The 16,152-nt window shown below is 50.0% G+C and carries 10 protein-coding genes, 1 tRNA gene and 3 rRNA genes; 10 read left to right on the forward strand and 4 right to left on the reverse strand.

Annotated features, from left to right (window positions below; all coding sequences use genetic code 11):
• Nucleotides 1-64 precede the first annotated feature (64 nt).
• Entirely contained in the window at nt 65-994 is a 930-nt protein-coding gene (rbsK, locus tag ABSH60_RS09720) for a ribokinase (RefSeq protein WP_122097117.1), read from the forward strand.
• Nucleotides 995-2,005 carry a ribose operon transcriptional repressor RbsR gene (gene rbsR / locus ABSH60_RS09725; protein WP_390973755.1) on the forward strand — a complete coding sequence of 337 codons (1,011 nt, stop codon included), beginning with the start codon at nt 995-997 and terminating at the stop codon, nt 2,003-2,005.
• Here the strand turns inward: rbsR and ABSH60_RS09730 are convergent.
• Nucleotides 1,988-2,677 (reverse strand): FCD domain-containing protein, encoded by a 690-nt coding sequence (locus ABSH60_RS09730; protein ID WP_390973757.1) that lies wholly within the window; start codon nt 2,675-2,677, stop codon nt 1,988-1,990. The two genes, rbsR and ABSH60_RS09730, sit on opposite strands and share 18 nt — an antisense overlap.
• A 532-nt stretch (nt 2,678-3,209) precedes the next feature.
• On the opposite strand from ABSH60_RS09730, the gene ABSH60_RS09735 reads away from it, so the two are divergent.
• The 4 genes from ABSH60_RS09735 to rrf all read left to right on the forward strand — a co-directional run bounded on the left by ABSH60_RS09735 (nt 3,210) and on the right by rrf (nt 8,333).
• A 16S ribosomal RNA gene (locus ABSH60_RS09735) occupies nt 3,210-4,752 on the forward strand.
• 142 nt (nt 4,753-4,894) lie between these two features.
• A tRNA-Glu gene (locus tag ABSH60_RS09740) sits at nt 4,895-4,970 on the forward strand.
• Between the two features lie 223 nt (nt 4,971-5,193).
• A 23S ribosomal RNA gene (locus ABSH60_RS09745) occupies nt 5,194-8,102 on the forward strand.
• A gap of 115 nt (nt 8,103-8,217) precedes the next feature.
• Nucleotides 8,218-8,333 (forward strand): 5S ribosomal RNA (gene rrf, locus ABSH60_RS09750).
• The 16S, 23S and 5S rRNA genes sit together here with 1 tRNA gene alongside, the layout of an rRNA operon.
• Before the next feature lie 82 nt (nt 8,334-8,415).
• Here rrf and mobB read toward each other — a convergent pair.
• Together mobB and mobA are read right to left on the reverse strand one after the other, a co-directional pair.
• Nucleotides 8,416-8,946, reverse strand: coding sequence for a molybdopterin-guanine dinucleotide biosynthesis protein MobB (gene mobB, locus ABSH60_RS09755; RefSeq protein ID WP_217203050.1), 531 nt, complete (start codon nt 8,944-8,946; stop codon nt 8,416-8,418).
• Nucleotides 8,943-9,518, reverse strand: a complete 576-nt coding sequence (mobA, locus tag ABSH60_RS09760) for a molybdenum cofactor guanylyltransferase MobA (RefSeq protein WP_390973759.1) — start codon at nt 9,516-9,518, stop codon at nt 8,943-8,945. The genes mobB and mobA overlap by 4 nt, the downstream gene beginning before the upstream one ends.
• A 151-nt stretch (nt 9,519-9,669) precedes the next feature.
• On the opposite strand from mobA, the gene ABSH60_RS09765 reads away from it, so the two are divergent.
• From ABSH60_RS09765 to polA, 4 genes are all read left to right on the forward strand, one after another.
• The gene (locus ABSH60_RS09765; RefSeq protein ID WP_122097113.1) at nt 9,670-9,939 is read left to right on the forward strand and encodes a YihD family protein; all 270 of its coding nucleotides are present in this window, start codon (nt 9,670-9,672) and stop codon (nt 9,937-9,939) included.
• Between the two features lie 92 nt (nt 9,940-10,031).
• Entirely contained in the window at nt 10,032-11,018 is a 987-nt protein-coding gene (locus ABSH60_RS09770; protein WP_056777627.1) for a serine/threonine protein kinase, read from the forward strand.
• A gap of 46 nt (nt 11,019-11,064) precedes the next feature.
• Nucleotides 11,065-11,688, forward strand: a complete 624-nt coding sequence (gene dsbA, locus ABSH60_RS09775; RefSeq protein WP_056777623.1) for a thiol:disulfide interchange protein DsbA — start codon at nt 11,065-11,067, stop codon at nt 11,686-11,688.
• A gap of 389 nt (nt 11,689-12,077) precedes the next feature.
• Complete coding sequence (polA, locus tag ABSH60_RS09780) at nt 12,078-14,882, forward strand: DNA polymerase I (RefSeq protein WP_390973762.1); 2,805 nt, start codon at nt 12,078-12,080, stop codon at nt 14,880-14,882.
• A gap of 382 nt (nt 14,883-15,264) precedes the next feature.
• Here the strand turns inward: polA and yihA are convergent, their stop codons facing one another.
• Nucleotides 15,265-15,909: a ribosome biogenesis GTP-binding protein YihA/YsxC gene (gene yihA, locus ABSH60_RS09785; protein WP_390973764.1), complete on the reverse strand. Its 645-nt coding sequence runs from the start codon at nt 15,907-15,909 to the stop codon at nt 15,265-15,267.
• Nucleotides 15,910-16,152: the final 243 nt, after the last annotated feature.

The following is a 16,152-nucleotide window of genomic DNA, read 5'->3' on the forward strand; positions in this document are numbered from 1 at the left end:
CATGATTGATGCTGTAACAAGCGCCTCCTGACGGGAGGCGCTCTTTAAACTCAGGGATTTCCACATGAAGACAGGCAAACTGGTGGTACTCGGCAGTATCAACGCTGACCACATTCTGAATATCAACCACTTCCCGCAACCGGGCGAAACGGTGATCGGTAAGCAATACACCGTTGCTTTCGGCGGTAAAGGTGCGAATCAGGCGGTAGCCGCCGGCCGCAGTGGCGCAGATATTTCGTTTATTGCCTGTGTGGGAGACGACGATATTGGCGAAAGGGTTCGCAAACAACTGGCCAGTGACCAGATTGATACGCACCCGGTTGAAGCCATCAAGGATGCCACCACCGGCGTTGCGCTGATTTTTGTGAATGCGGAAGGTGAGAACGTTATTGGTATTGATGCCGGGGCGAATAATGCCGTCACGCCTGAGTACCTCGATCGTTACAAACAGCAGGTCATTGAAGCCTCGGCTTTATTAATGCAACTGGAATCCCCGTTAGACACGGTGATTGCGGCGGCAAAAATAGCCAAAGAACACGACACTCAGGTGATTCTTAACCCTGCACCGGCTTGTGAATTGCCGGACGAATTACTTTCGCGGGTGGATATCATCACTCCGAATGAAACCGAAGCTGAAAAGCTGACCGGTATTAACGTCGACAATAATGAAGATGCCGCACGTGCTGCAAAAGCCCTGCATGACAAAGGTATTGCGACCGTCATTATTACGCTGGGGAGTAAAGGCGTCTGGTTGAGTCAGAACGGTGAAGGGAAGTTAGTCGCAGGTTTCCGTGTGAAAGCCGTCGATACCATTGCGGCTGGTGATACCTTTAATGGCGCCTTAGTGACCGCTTTGCTCGAGGGCAAGCAGATGGACAGCGCGGTACGTTTTGCTCACGCCGCGGCAGCTATTGCCGTGACGCGTCCCGGTGCGCAACCTTCTGTTCCGTGGCGTAAAGAAATAGACGATTTTCTCGCACAGCAGGAGGCCTGATTGGCCACCATGAAAGATGTCGCCCGCCTCGCGGGCGTTTCAACCTCTACCGTTTCTCATGTCATCAACAAAAATCGTTTTGTCAGTGAAGCTATTGCCGGCAAAGTGAATGCCGCCGTAGAACAGCTCAATTACGCGCCTTCAGCCCTTGCCCGCAGTCTTAAATTGAATCAGACCCGCACTATTGGCATGTTGTTGACCGCCAGCAGTAACCCGTTTTATTCAGAAGTGGTACGGGGGGTTGAACGCAGTTGCTATGAACGTGGTTACAGCCTGATCTTGTGCAATACCGACGGCGATGCCGAGCGCATGAATCGCAGCCTGGAAACTCTTCTGCAAAAGCGGGTCGATGGCCTGCTATTAATGTGCACCGAAAATCACCGGCCTTCAAAAGATGCCATCAGCCGCTATCCTTCTTTACCCATAGTAATGATGGACTGGTCACCGTTTGACGGCGCGAATGACGTCATTCAGGACAATGCGCTGCTGGGAGGAGAGATGGCGACGGAATATTTGATCCGTCAGGGCTATCGTAAAATCGCTTGTATCACCGGGCCGCTGGATAAAACGACGGCGCAGGAACGGCTGAATGGTTACCGTCAGGCGATGAATAAAGCTGGCCTGGAAATTTTACCGGGCTATGAAGTCAGTGGAGATTTTGAATTCGAAGGTGGCGTCCCGGCGATGGAAAAACTGCTGGCACTCCCCGAACCGCCTCATGCTGTGTTTGCCGGAAATGATGCCATGGCCGTCGGCGCCTATCAGGCTCTCTATCAGCGCGGATTACGTGTGCCTGACGATGTGGCTGTCATCGGCTACGATGATATCCAGCTGGCGCAATATATGATGCCACCGCTGACGACTATCCATCAGCCGAAAGATTCGCTGGGTGAACTCGCTGTCGATGCTCTCTTGCATCGCCTGCAGGACCCGGAGGCGGAACCGCAAGTCCTGGTACTTACGCCGGAACTGGTTGTGCGTCAGTCCGTAGGGTCATTGGTCACTAAGTAACAGACGCTGACAGGCCAGCAGTGCCGCATTGGCATCGCTGGCAAGGATGGCATCGGTCAGGCGCTGATGATATTCCAGCTTAATCACTTCATTCCCCGTGATCGCCCGGAAGTAACTCTGATAGACCGAACTGAATAAATTCGAAAACGACGTCAGGAAAGGATTTTTCCCCGCCTCATAAATCAGCTGGTGAAACTGAGCATCCACCCTAATCCAGCGCTCCCGATCAAAGCTGTTATGCAGCATTCTCATTTGATACATATAAAGAGAGAGCTGATGCTTTTGATCATCACTGGCCGAAAGAGCGGCTAATGCACAGGCCTGCGGTTCGAGCGCTCTGCGCAATACAATAAAATGTGCCATCACCTGATCGAAGTTTTCACGCGTCATCCACCAGGTGAGCAAATCCTGGTCGAGAAAGTTCCAGCTGGATTGCGGCATCACTCGCGTACCAATACGGGGACGGGGTAAAAGCATGCCTTTTGCCGCCAGCGTCTTCACGGCTTCCCGAACTGCTGTCCGGCTGACGCCAAAAATCTCACCTAACTCATTCTCTCCGGGCAGTATCGAACCTTCCGGGTAATCGCCAGACAGAACCCGCTGGGCAATCTTCTCTGCCAGCAAATAGGAAAGATTGCGCTGGGCAGCTTGTTGCTGTGCATTAAGTAACATGGAGGTGATTCCTGAATACCTTTTCTCTTTATTAAAGAGAGTTTACTCCAGCTCCGGGCTTTAAACCGGCGTGTTTTTCGCTGAAATCGGTCGAAATTTATCCGTTACGGGCTTTTTTGATGAATTAGTGAACGGTTGGTAAAATAATTGAAATTAGGGGTTGCGGCCTTCGGAGAACTCCCTATAATGCGCCTCCACTGACCGGGAACAACGACTCCTCTAACGAGAACAAGTCGCCCAGCCAGGAAGAATCAACCCGGTGAAAACACCGCATCTTGTAAAAGAAAATGGTTGACTCTTCAGGGAGAAAGAGTATTATCTGCCTCCCACGTTGCTGAGTTAAGTCTCGCAACGTACGCTCTTTAACAATTTATCAGACAATCTGTGTGGGCACTCACAAGACGATATCAGCCACCTCGGTGGCAAAAAATATCAAGTCTTAAAGAGTGACCAAGCAGTAATTCATTTTAGTGAATTATTACGAAAGTTAATTTTTGAGCACCGCTTAACTTGTTTAAGCAAATCGAACTTTTAATTGAAGAGTTTGATCATGGCTCAGATTGAACGCTGGCGGCAGGCCTAACACATGCAAGTCGAGCGGTAGCACAGGAGAGCTTGCTCTCTGGGTGACGAGCGGCGGACGGGTGAGTAATGTCTGGGAAACTGCCTGATGGAGGGGGATAACTACTGGAAACGGTAGCTAATACCGCATGACCTCGCAAGAGCAAAGTGGGGGACCTTCGGGCCTCACGCCATCGGATGTGCCCAGATGGGATTAGCTAGTAGGTGGGGTAATGGCTCACCTAGGCGACGATCCCTAGCTGGTCTGAGAGGATGACCAGCCACACTGGAACTGAGACACGGTCCAGACTCCTACGGGAGGCAGCAGTGGGGAATATTGCACAATGGGCGCAAGCCTGATGCAGCCATGCCGCGTGTGTGAAGAAGGCCTTAGGGTTGTAAAGCACTTTCAGCGAGGAGGAAGGGTTCAGTGTTAATAGCACTGTACATTGACGTTACTCGCAGAAGAAGCACCGGCTAACTCCGTGCCAGCAGCCGCGGTAATACGGAGGGTGCAAGCGTTAATCGGAATTACTGGGCGTAAAGCGCACGCAGGCGGTTTGTTAAGTCAGATGTGAAATCCCCGAGCTTAACTTGGGAACTGCATTTGAAACTGGCAAGCTAGAGTCTTGTAGAGGGGGGTAGAATTCCAGGTGTAGCGGTGAAATGCGTAGAGATCTGGAGGAATACCGGTGGCGAAGGCGGCCCCCTGGACAAAGACTGACGCTCAGGTGCGAAAGCGTGGGGAGCAAACAGGATTAGATACCCTGGTAGTCCACGCTGTAAACGATGTCGACTTGGAGGTTGTGCCCTTGAGGCGTGGCTTCCGGAGCTAACGCGTTAAGTCGACCGCCTGGGGAGTACGGCCGCAAGGTTAAAACTCAAATGAATTGACGGGGGCCCGCACAAGCGGTGGAGCATGTGGTTTAATTCGATGCAACGCGAAGAACCTTACCTACTCTTGACATCCAGAGAATTCGCTAGAGATAGCTTAGTGCCTTCGGGAACTCTGAGACAGGTGCTGCATGGCTGTCGTCAGCTCGTGTTGTGAAATGTTGGGTTAAGTCCCGCAACGAGCGCAACCCTTATCCTTTGTTGCCAGCGAGTAATGTCGGGAACTCAAAGGAGACTGCCGGTGATAAACCGGAGGAAGGTGGGGATGACGTCAAGTCATCATGGCCCTTACGAGTAGGGCTACACACGTGCTACAATGGCATATACAAAGAGAAGCAAACTCGCGAGAGCAAGCGGACCTCATAAAGTATGTCGTAGTCCGGATTGGAGTCTGCAACTCGACTCCATGAAGTCGGAATCGCTAGTAATCGTAGATCAGAATGCTACGGTGAATACGTTCCCGGGCCTTGTACACACCGCCCGTCACACCATGGGAGTGGGTTGCAAAAGAAGTAGGTAGCTTAACCTTCGGGAGGGCGCTTACCACTTTGTGATTCATGACTGGGGTGAAGTCGTAACAAGGTAACCGTAGGGGAACCTGCGGTTGGATCACCTCCTTACCTAAAGATACGCATTGTGCAGTGTCCACACAGATTGTCTGATGAAATTAATGAGCAAGAGCACCTGTTGATGCGGTAAGGGCAACCTTACGCTGATGCGAAAAGTGCCAAACCACGGCGTGGTCTGGTGCGGATTTTTCGTGTCCCCATCGTCTAGAGGCCTAGGACACTGCCCTTTCACGGCTGTAACAGGGGTTCGAATCCCCTTGGGGACGCCACTCCGATAATGTGTGAAAGACATTATCACCGAATATCTTAAAGATGACTTTAACGAGTCGTGTTTAAGATATTGCTCTTTAACAATCTGGAACAAGCTGAAAATTGAAAGTTTACAGCTGAACATCACTCTCCGTAGAAGTGCTGAGTGGTGGATTAGTCTGTAACAGAGTCTCTCAAATAATCGCAGCGCGATGATGTCTTTAAGACACCTTCGGGTTGTGAGGTTAAGCGACTAAGCGTACACGGTGGATGCCTAGGCAGTCAGAGGCGATGAAGGGCGTGCTAATCTGCGAAAAGCGTCGGTAAGGTGATATGAACCGTTATAACCGACGATACCCGAATGGGGAAACCCAGTGTGTTTCGACACACTATTGCATGGTGAATACATAGCCATGCAAGGCGAACCGGGGGAACTGAAACATCTAAGTACCCCGAGGAAAAGAAATCAACCGAGATTCCCCCAGTAGCGGCGAGCGAACGGGGAAGAGCCCAGAACCAACATCAGCGTATGTGTTAGTGGAAGCGTCTGGAAAGTCGCACAGTATAGGGTGATAGTCCCGTACACAAAAATGCATGCATTGTGAGTTCGATGAGTAGGGCGGGACACGTGACATCCTGTCTGAATATGGGGGGACCATCCTCCAAGGCTAAATACTCCTGACTGACCGATAGTGAACCAGTACCGTGAGGGAAAGGCGAAAAGAACCCCGGCGAGGGGAGTGAAATAGAACCTGAAACCGTGTACGTACAAGCAGTGGGAGCCTACTTTGTTGGGTGACTGCGTACCTTTTGTATAATGGGTCAGCGACTTATATTTTGTAGCAAGGTTAACCGTATAGGGGAGCCGTAGGGAAACCGAGTCTTAACTGGGCGTCAAGTTGCAAGGTATAGACCCGAAACCCGGTGATCTAGCCATGGGCAGGTTGAAGGTTGGGTAACACTAACTGGAGGACCGAACCGACTAATGTTGAAAAATTAGCGGATGACTTGTGGCTGGGGGTGAAAGGCCAATCAAACCGGGAGATAGCTGGTTCTCCCCGAAAGCTATTTAGGTAGCGCCTCGTGAACTCATCTTCGGGGGTAGAGCACTGTTTCGACTAGGGGGCCATCCCGGCTTACCAACTCGATGCAAACTACGAATACCGAAGAATGTTATCACGGGAGACACACGGCGGGTGCTAACGTCCGTCGTGAAGAGGGAAACAACCCAGACCGCCAGCTAAGGTCCCAAAGTCATGGTTAAGTGGGAAACGATGTGGGAAGGCATAGACAGCCAGGATGTTGGCTTAGAAGCAGCCATCATTTAAAGAAAGCGTAATAGCTCACTGGTCGAGTCGGCCTGCGCGGAAGATGTAACGGGGCTAAACCATGCACCGAAGCTGCGGCAGCGACGCTTAGGCGTTGTTGGGTAGGGGAGCGTTCTGTAAGCCGTCGAAGGTGACCTGTGAGGGTTGCTGGAGGTATCAGAAGTGCGAATGCTGACATAAGTAACGATAATGCGGGTGAAAAACCCGCACGCCGGAAGACCAAGGGTTCCTGTCCAACGTTAATCGGGGCAGGGTGAGTCGACCCCTAAGGCGAGGCTGAAAAGCGTAGTCGATGGGAAGCTGGTTAATATTCCAGCACTTGGTGTTACTGCGAAGGGGGGACGGAGAAGGCTAGGCTAGCCGGGCGACGGTTGTCCCGGTTCAAGCGTGTAGGGGGTGTGACTTGGTAAATCCGGTTACATACTAACCCTGAGGCGTGATAACGAGCCACTACGGTGGTGAAGTAGTTGATGCCATGCTTCCAGGAAAAGCCTCTAAGCTCCAGGTAACACGAAATCGTACCCCAAACCGACACAGGTGGTCAGGTAGAGAATACTCAGGCGCTTGAGAGAACTCGGGTGAAGGAACTAGGCAAAATGGTGCCGTAACTTCGGGAGAAGGCACGCTGGCGCGTAGGTGAAGGGACTTGCTCCCGGAGCTGAAGCCAGTCGCAGATACCAGCTGGCTGCAACTGTTTAATAAAAACACAGCACTGTGCAAACACGAAAGTGGACGTATACGGTGTGACGCCTGCCCGGTGCCGGAAGGTTAATTGATGGGGTTAGCAGCAATGCGAAGCTCTTGATCGAAGCCCCGGTAAACGGCGGCCGTAACTATAACGGTCCTAAGGTAGCGAAATTCCTTGTCGGGTAAGTTCCGACCTGCACGAATGGCGTAATGATGGCCAGGCTGTCTCCACCCGAGACTCAGTGAAATTGAACTCGCTGTGAAGATGCAGTGTACCCGCGGCAAGACGGAAAGACCCCGTGAACCTTTACTATAGCTTGACACTGAACATTGAGCCTTGATGTGTAGGATAGGTGGGAGGCTTTGAAGCGTGGACGCCAGTCTGCGTGGAGCCAACCTTGAAATACCACCCTTTAATGTTTGATGTTCTAACTCGGCCCCGTAATCCGGGGTGAGGACAGTGTCTGGTGGGTAGTTTGACTGGGGCGGTCTCCTCCTAAAGAGTAACGGAGGAGCACGAAGGTTAGCTAATCACGGTCGGACATCGTGAGGTTAGTGCAATGGCATAAGCTAGCTTGACTGCGAGAGTGACGGCTCGAGCAGGTACGAAAGTAGGTCATAGTGATCCGGTGGTTCTGAATGGAAGGGCCATCGCTCAACGGATAAAAGGTACTCCGGGGATAACAGGCTGATACCGCCCAAGAGTTCATATCGACGGCGGTGTTTGGCACCTCGATGTCGGCTCATCACATCCTGGGGCTGAAGTAGGTCCCAAGGGTACGGCTGTTCGCCGTTTAAAGTGGTACGCGAGCTGGGTTTAGAACGTCGTGAGACAGTTCGGTCCCTATCTGCCGTGGGCGTTGGAAGATTGAGAGGGGCTGCTCCTAGTACGAGAGGACCGGAGTGGACGCATCACTGGTGTTCGGGTTGTCATGCCAATGGCATTGCCCGGTAGCTAAATGCGGAAAAGATAAGCGCTGAAAGCATCTAAGCGCGAAACTTGCCTCGAGATGAGTCTTCCCTGTGGCTTTAAGCCACCTGAAGGGACGTTTAAGACTAAGACGTTGATAGGCTGGGTGTGTAAGTGCAGCGATGCATTGAGCTAACCAGTACTAATGACCCGAGAGGCTTAACCTTACAACACCAAAGGTGTTTTAGAGTGGCTCTGAAGTAGATTTTCAGCTGAAGTTCCGAGATTGGTTCGTAGTGCAAGCCTGACTTAAGGTGCGCGTTATGGATAAAACAGAATTTGCCTGGCGGCACTAGCGCGGTGGTCCCACCTGACCCCATGCCGAACTCAGAAGTGAAACGCCGTAGCGCCGATGGTAGTGTGGGGTCTCCCCATGCGAGAGTAGGGAACTGCCAGGCATCAAATAAGTGGAAAGCCCTGTACTGACGTACAGGGCTTTTTGCTATGTGGAATTTAGGGAAAGCAGGAAAGTAAAACCTGCTAATTAGCTTGTTTTTCCAGCCATTCGACAATAAAACACTCTATTTCTTCGATCTTATTGAGATCCAGCACCCTGATTGATTCCAAATTCAGAGCCGGTAATTGATTGCTGGCAACCGCAATGACATAAGAATCAATCAACTGCTCTAAATGCATGCCGCTTTCTTCCCTGTACAACACAATTTTATCTATCCTCTCGTGTTTGAATCCCTCAACCAAAATCATATCGAGACTTTTACTGTCGAAACGTGTCGCAAGGTACCTGAGATCAAGAGGTTCCTGATGCGCTGTCTCTGTCATTAATGCCCATCTGTCACTGCTTGCGACCATAGTTTGATCTGCGCCAGCCTTTCTCAGTTCGAAGCTGTCTTTTCCTGGCGTATCAACGTCAACGTCGTGATGAGTGTGTTTGATAAGGCCTACACGGATGCCTCGTTGGCGAAGATGCGGAATGAGTTGTTTCAATAGTGTCGTTTTGCCCGTGCCACTGTAAGCCACTATTCCGAGCAGTGGTATTTCACGATTGTTCATTGTGATTCGCTCTGCCAACGCGAAACATCTTGCGGGCAATTGAGGTTGGAAAAATCTGCAGCATGATTAAACATAACTGATTTGGCACCGACGTTATGGAAGAAAATCATGAGTTTACGGTCGCCATTTTCAAGATAGGATGTCAAGGCTGGAATAAGATTGCGGTTGAGCAGGCAAAGTGTCGGATGCTCCCGTTCCGGATCTCGTGCATAGAGGGCCTGACAGCCTGATAACTCGGACAAAAACGTTTCGGCTAAGTTAATGGGGAATCCCGGGACGTCACAAGGTACGAACAGCACCCATTCTGTCTGACTTACCGTTAAAGCGGCCAGCATACCGGCAAGTGGACCGGAGAAATCCTGTGTGAGGTCTGGGACAGTCTGAAATTTTTTGCCGTAGCGATCCGCATTTTGGTTACAACTGATCAGTATATTACCCACCTGTGGAGAGAGCCTGTCAGCTATGATTTCGAACAAAGGCTGACCTTTTACCTCAACCAATCCCTTATCCTCCCCCATCCTGCTCGAGCTTCCGCCCGCTAAAATAACGCCGGTAATGCTGCTGCGATCCATAATATTCACCTGCCAAAATCTTTGTATTCCGGCCATTGTAACGTCAAATTTTCAACGCAAGCAGATTTAACTTTGTCATGTCAGCTTGTCCTTCCCCTGAAGAAATAACCCTGTTATTTTTAGGGACTCAACAAATAAAGGAAGAAACCTCATGAAAGAACATCGCGTCAATGAGCTGATTGAATTACTGCACCCAGCCTGGAAAGAAGACAGTGATCTTAACCTGATGGAGTTTATCCAGAAGCTGGCGGGTGAATGCGGTTATCAGGGCCCATTGGCGGAACTGAGTGATGACACATTGATTTATCACCTGAAAATGCGTGGAACAGAAAGCTCTGCGGAAATTCCCGGTCTGAAGAAAGACTATGAGGATGACTTTAAAACGGCGCTTCTGCGAGCCCGTGGTGTGATTAAAGATTGATGTAAACTTATGTGAACTTCATGCGAACCACGAAAAATAGGTGATACTATTTCCCATTATCATTTTTCTGTGCGGCCAATCCGAATGAAGTTATGAATAGTTCAGCTTTCAATTTTCAGGCATTGTCGCCGGATCTTATCCTTGATGCACTCGAGAGTGTCGGTCTGCGCGCAGAGTCCGGGCTCACTGCATTAAACAGCTATGAAAATCGGGTATATCAGTTTCTCTGTGAAGACAGAAAACGCTATGTGGTGAAGTTCTATCGTCCGGAACGCTGGAGTGAGGAACAGATCCATGAAGAGCATCTTTTTTCACATGATATGTCCGAGGCTGAAATACCGGCCGTTGCCCCGCTTTCTATCAATGAAAATACGTTGCATCACCATCAGGGTTACATGTTTACCGTGTTTCCCAGCGTAGGTGGTCGGCAGTATGAAATAGATAACCTTGATCAGCTGGAGTGGGTTGGGCGTTTCCTGGGACGTATTCATCAGGTGGGCAGTGAGAGCCTTTTTACTGCTCGTCCGACAATGGGGCTGGATGAATATCTCGTACAGCCGCGTGAAGTTCTCGCACAATGCCCTCTGATCCCGAAGAGTCTGCGCGAGCCTTTCTTGCTGGCGACAGATAATCTGATCAATACCACACAAACATATTGGCATACGGACTGGAAACCTTTGCGTTTGCACGGCGATTGCCACCCGGGGAACATTCTCTGGCGTGATGGGCCGCTGTTTGTCGATATGGATGATGCCCGCAATGGCCCGGCGATACAGGATCTCTGGATGTTGTTGCACGGGGATCAAAGTGAGCAGCGCCTTCAGCTGGATGTATTGCTCGAAGCGTATGAAGAATTCGCCGATTTTGACTCTCGCGAGCTGGCACTCATTGAACCGCTGCGCGCGATGCGCATGGTTTATTATCTGGCCTGGGTCGCGCGCCGCTGGGAAGACCCTGCATTCCCTAAAAGTTTTCCGTGGATGACGGATGAAGACTTTTGGCGAGGCCAGATTGCTGCTTTTAACGAGCAAATTAAGAAACTAAAGGCACCTCCTTTGCAGTTGATGCCAATGTATTAAGTCACGTTTAATGTTCGAAGTTTAATTAATTGGAGATAGGCTTTATATGAAAAAGATATTCCTGGCACTGGTTGGTATGGTTATGGCCTTCAGTGTGTCTGCGGCACAATTTTCTGATGGTGCACAGTACGTTACTTTAGATAAAACCGTTGCTAATGAGCCGCAGGTACTCGAGTTCTTCTCATTTTATTGCCCGCACTGTTATCAATTTGAACAAGTTTGGCATGTGTCTGACAGCATCCGTAAGAACCTGCCAAAAGACGTTAAATACACCAAATACCATGTGGAATTCCTGGGCCCGTTAGGTAAGCAATTAACTCAGGCATGGGCTGTGGCAATCGCGTTGGGCGTTGAAGATAAAGTCAGCCCACTGATGTTTGATGCCGTACAAAAACAACAGTCCGTTCAGAATGCCGATGATATCCGCAAAGTCTTTATTCAGGCTGGCGTGAAAGGCGAAGATTACGATGCCGCACTGAATAGTTTTGTGGTGAAATCTCTCGTCGTACAGCAGGAAAAAGCCGCCGCTGATTTAGGCCTGCAAGGTGTCCCATCTGTATTTGTGAATGGCAAATATATGGTTAAAAATGATGGCCTTGATACCAGCTCAATGGATATGTATGTCAAACAATATTCAGATGTTATCAATTTCCTAGCCACCAAAAAATAAGATATCGTCTTCTCAATGCCAGCCATCCGGCTGGCATTATATCCTTTCGAATTTACGGCCTGGCCAAATAAAAAATCTGAAATATAATTGATTTTATTTGTATGATGTCGTCTCACAAATATTACTATCCACAATAGCTATTAAGCTTCTATTACATGAATGTTTCATGCAAAAATCAGATAACCTGATGAAAGCAGTGAGTAAAATGGTAAATTTTTTTCTCAATACATCTCATTAATAATTTCTCATCAAAACTATTCACAAAGTTATCCACAGGAAGATCCTTCGAGATCCCCCGCATTATCGCAATGAATTTCCCTCGTAAGGTTCGTCTTTCTCGCTGGCTATGGCATCCTTAGCGTATGTCTGATCACGAATAAAGAAGAGTTATGGCCCAGATAGCAGAAAACCCATTGATACTGGTAGACGGTTCGTCCTACCTCTACCGCGCTTACCATGCGTTCCCCCCGCTGACAAACTCTGTGGGTGAGCCAACCGGCGCGATGTACGGCGTGCTTAACATGTTGCGTAGCTTATTGCTGCAATACACCCCAAGCCACGTTGCTGTGGTGTTTGACGCGAAAGGCAAAACCTTCCGTGATGAGCTCTTTGATCAGTACAAATCTCACCGCCCGCCAATGCCTGACGATCTCCGTTCGCAGATTGAACCATTGCACCAGATGGTTAAAGCCATGGGGCTGCCATTACTGGTGGTATCTGGCGTGGAAGCGGACGACGTGATTGGCACACTGGCTCTCGAAGCTGAAAAGGCCGGACATGCGGTACTGATCAGCACCGGTGATAAAGACATGGCGCAATTGGTCACGCCCGGCGTGACGCTGATTAATACCATGAACAATGCGATCCTTGGGCCGGATGAAGTCGTTGAAAAATACGGCGTCCCTCCTGAACTGATCATCGATTTCCTGGCATTGATGGGTGACTCCTCGGACAACATCCCCGGTGTTCCCGGCGTGGGTGAGAAAACGGCGCAGGCGCTGTTGCAAGGCATCGGTGGTCTTGATGCGCTGTATGCCGATCTCGATAAAATTTCTACATTGAGTTTCCGTGGTTCCAAAACCATGGCTGCTAAACTTGCCGACAATAAAGACGTTGCTTATCTCTCCTATAAACTGGCGACCATCAAAACTGACGTTGAGCTGGACGTCACATGCGCTGAGCTGACCGTTAATGAGCCGAATGCAGATGAACTTCATCAGCTCTTTGGTCGTTATGAGTTCAAGCGCTGGCTGGCAGATGTTGAATCGGGTACCTGGTTGAGCGGTAAAAAGTCAGCGGCAAAAGCGACGACATCCGGTAAGAAAGGTGCCGCAGCTGAAGAGACGCTGGCTTCAGAACCCGTCGAGCGTAATCAGCTAACACAGGACGGTTATGTCACCATTCTGGATCAGGCAACGCTTGATGAATGGATTGGCTACCTGAAAGCTTCTGATGTTTTCGCGTTTGATACGGAAACGGATGGCCTGGATACGCTGACAGCGAATCTGATTGGTTTATCTTTTGCAACGCAAGCGGGTAAAGCGGCGTATCTTCCCGTGGCTCACGACTATCTTGACGCGCCGGTGCAATTAGATCGCGCTGACGTTCTGAAACAGCTCAAGCCTTTACTGGAAGATGAAAAGCAGCTGAAAGTCGGACAAAATCTGAAGTTCGACCGCGGTATTCTGCTGCGTTATGACATTGAGATGAAAGGGATCGCATTCGATACCATGCTTGAGTCATACGTACTCGACAGTGTGTCAGGCCGTCATGATATGGACAGTCTTGCGGATCGTTATCTCGGCCATAAAACGGTCGGTTTTGAAGAGATTGCCGGAAAGGGCAAAAATCAGCTCACTTTCAACCAGATCGCTCTTGAACAAGCCGCCCCGTATGCAGCGGAAGATGCTGATGTCACCTTGCAGTTGCACCAGACGTTGTGGCCGCGCATCCAGGAAAGCGAATCGCTGAAGAAAGTCTTCACCGATATTGAGATGCCGCTGGTCCCTGTTTTGTCGCATATCGAACGCACCGGCGTTCTGATCGACCAGAACATTTTGGCCGCGCACTCTAAAGAACTGGCCATCCGCCTGAATGAATTGGAAACCAGGGCGCATGAACTGGCTGAAGAGCCTTTCAACTTGTCCTCGACCAAGCAGCTGCAGGCCATTCTGTATGAAAAACAGAAATTGCCGATTCTGAAGAAAACACCGGGTGGCGCGCCTTCGACGAACGAAGAAGTGTTAGCTGAACTGGCGCTGGATTATCCATTGCCAAAAGTCATTCTGGAATATCGCGGCCTGGCGAAGCTCAAATCGACCTATACCGACAAACTGCCGTTGATGATCAACCCTCAGTCCGGACGTGTACACACGTCTTACCATCAGGCTGTGACGGCCACCGGGCGTCTGTCCTCCAGTGATCCAAACCTGCAAAACATCCCGGTGCGTAACGACGAAGGCCGACGTATTCGTCAGGCGTTTATCGCTCCGAAAGATTACTGCATTCTGGCTGCCGACTACTCGCAAATCGAACTTAGGATCATGGCGCATCTGTCGAAAGATGCAGGTTTGCTGACAGCATTTGCCGAAGGAAAAGATATCCACCGGGCGACAGCTGCTGAAGTCTTCGGTACGCCGCTGGAAAGTGTGACCGGCGAGCAACGCCGCAGCGCGAAGGCGATTAACTTCGGGCTGATCTACGGTATGAGCGCGTTCGGTCTTTCCCGCCAGCTGAACATTCCGCGTAAAGAGTCCCAGCGTTATATGGATTTGTATTTTGAGCGCTATCCTGGCGTGCTCGAATACATGGAACGCACCCGTACGCAGGCTTCTGAACAGGGCTACGTTGAAACGCTGGATGGTCGCCGGCTGTATCTGCCGGACATCAAGTCCAGCAACGCAATGCGCCGTAAAGGTGCCGAGCGTGCCGCGATCAATGCCCCGATGCAGGGAACTGCGGCTGATATCATCAAACGCGCCATGATAAGCGTCGCTGACTGGCTGAAACAGCCGGATGCTCCGCGCGCGCGCATTATCATGCAGGTACATGATGAACTGGTCTTTGAAGTGCACAATGACGACGTTGCGGCAGCCAGTGAGAAAATTCGTAGCCTGATGGAAGCGAGCATGGAACTGGCCGTTCCATTGAAAGTGGATGTCGGTACGGGTGAGAACTGGGATCAGGCTCACTAAGTGAATAGTTATTAAGCTTTTATTGTAATTAAGCTACAGGATTATGGCCTCAGACCATGAAGGTGATCGCATAATCCGCAGTTTTTGTGTAAGTAAACTACAAAAAGTTCTTTTTCCCCGTCATGAAATAGGGTAAAGTTCCTCTTGTAGGGTACAGAGGTAAGATGTTCTATCTTTCAGACCTTTTACTTCACGTAATCGGATTTGGCTGAATATTTTAGCCGCCCCAGGCATTTATGTCTGGGGCGTTTTTTATTGTGCTTTTCACTGCGTTATCCCGCATTTTTTGGGGTTATAGGCAGCCATGTTAAAAAAGCACATAAAAAAACGGGCGACCTGCAGGCCACCCGTCATGTTCTTTACTTACGATCCTGCCTGCGACTTACTCGCCTGACAATTCGTCTTCCACTACTTCTGGCGGGATTTCATTAAACCAGGTGTCCAGTTTATCACTGAGTTTATCCACACCCATTTTTTTGGGTGAAGAGAACGCTTCAACCTGAATGTCCCCCATAAATTCTTTTACTGCTTCGCGTACCATTTTGATCTGTGCCTGACGTGCGCCGGAAGCCAGTTTATCGGCCTTAGTCAGCAGCAGCATCACCGGCGTACCGACATCCACGGCCCACTGAATCATTTGCTGATCGAGATCTTTCAGCGGGTGACGGATATCCATCAGCACCACCAGCCCTTTCAGTGAATTACGCATTTGCAGATACTCACCCAGTGAGCGCTGCCATTTGCGTTTCATCTCTTCCGGAACCTGAGCATAGCCATAACCCGGAAGGTCGACCAGACGAATTCCTGGCTCCACTTCAAACAGGTTAATTAATTGCGTACGGCCAGGGGTTTTACTGATACGTGCCAGGCTTTTCTGCTGGGTCAGCGTATTCAATGCACTGGATTTGCCGGCGTTTGAGCGACCAGCAAATGCGACTTCAATGCCTGCGTCACTCGGCAGATGCCGGATATCCGGGGCGCTCATGACGAAATGGGTCATATGATAGTTGTAAGTTTGGCTGGTCAAAACGTGCGTCTCCGTGAGGCTTGTGTATCTGGCTGACTGGAGATTATAACTGCAACAGCGCCGCGATACGTTCAGTGTTTTTTACAATCCGAATGATGATGCGAAGGGACCACAGAGATGAAGGCGGGGGAAAATGGCCTTCATGATGTAAGACATTTGCTATTCATAATGCGGGTTATTTCGCTAATTAAGTCGCCGTATATTTTAATTCACTTTAAATTCAATTCGATAACATCAGAGCAT

Source organism: Rahnella sp. R3(2024), from assembly GCF_042920125.1.
GTDB classification, from domain to species: Bacteria; Pseudomonadota; Gammaproteobacteria; order Enterobacterales; family Enterobacteriaceae; genus Rahnella; species Rahnella rivi.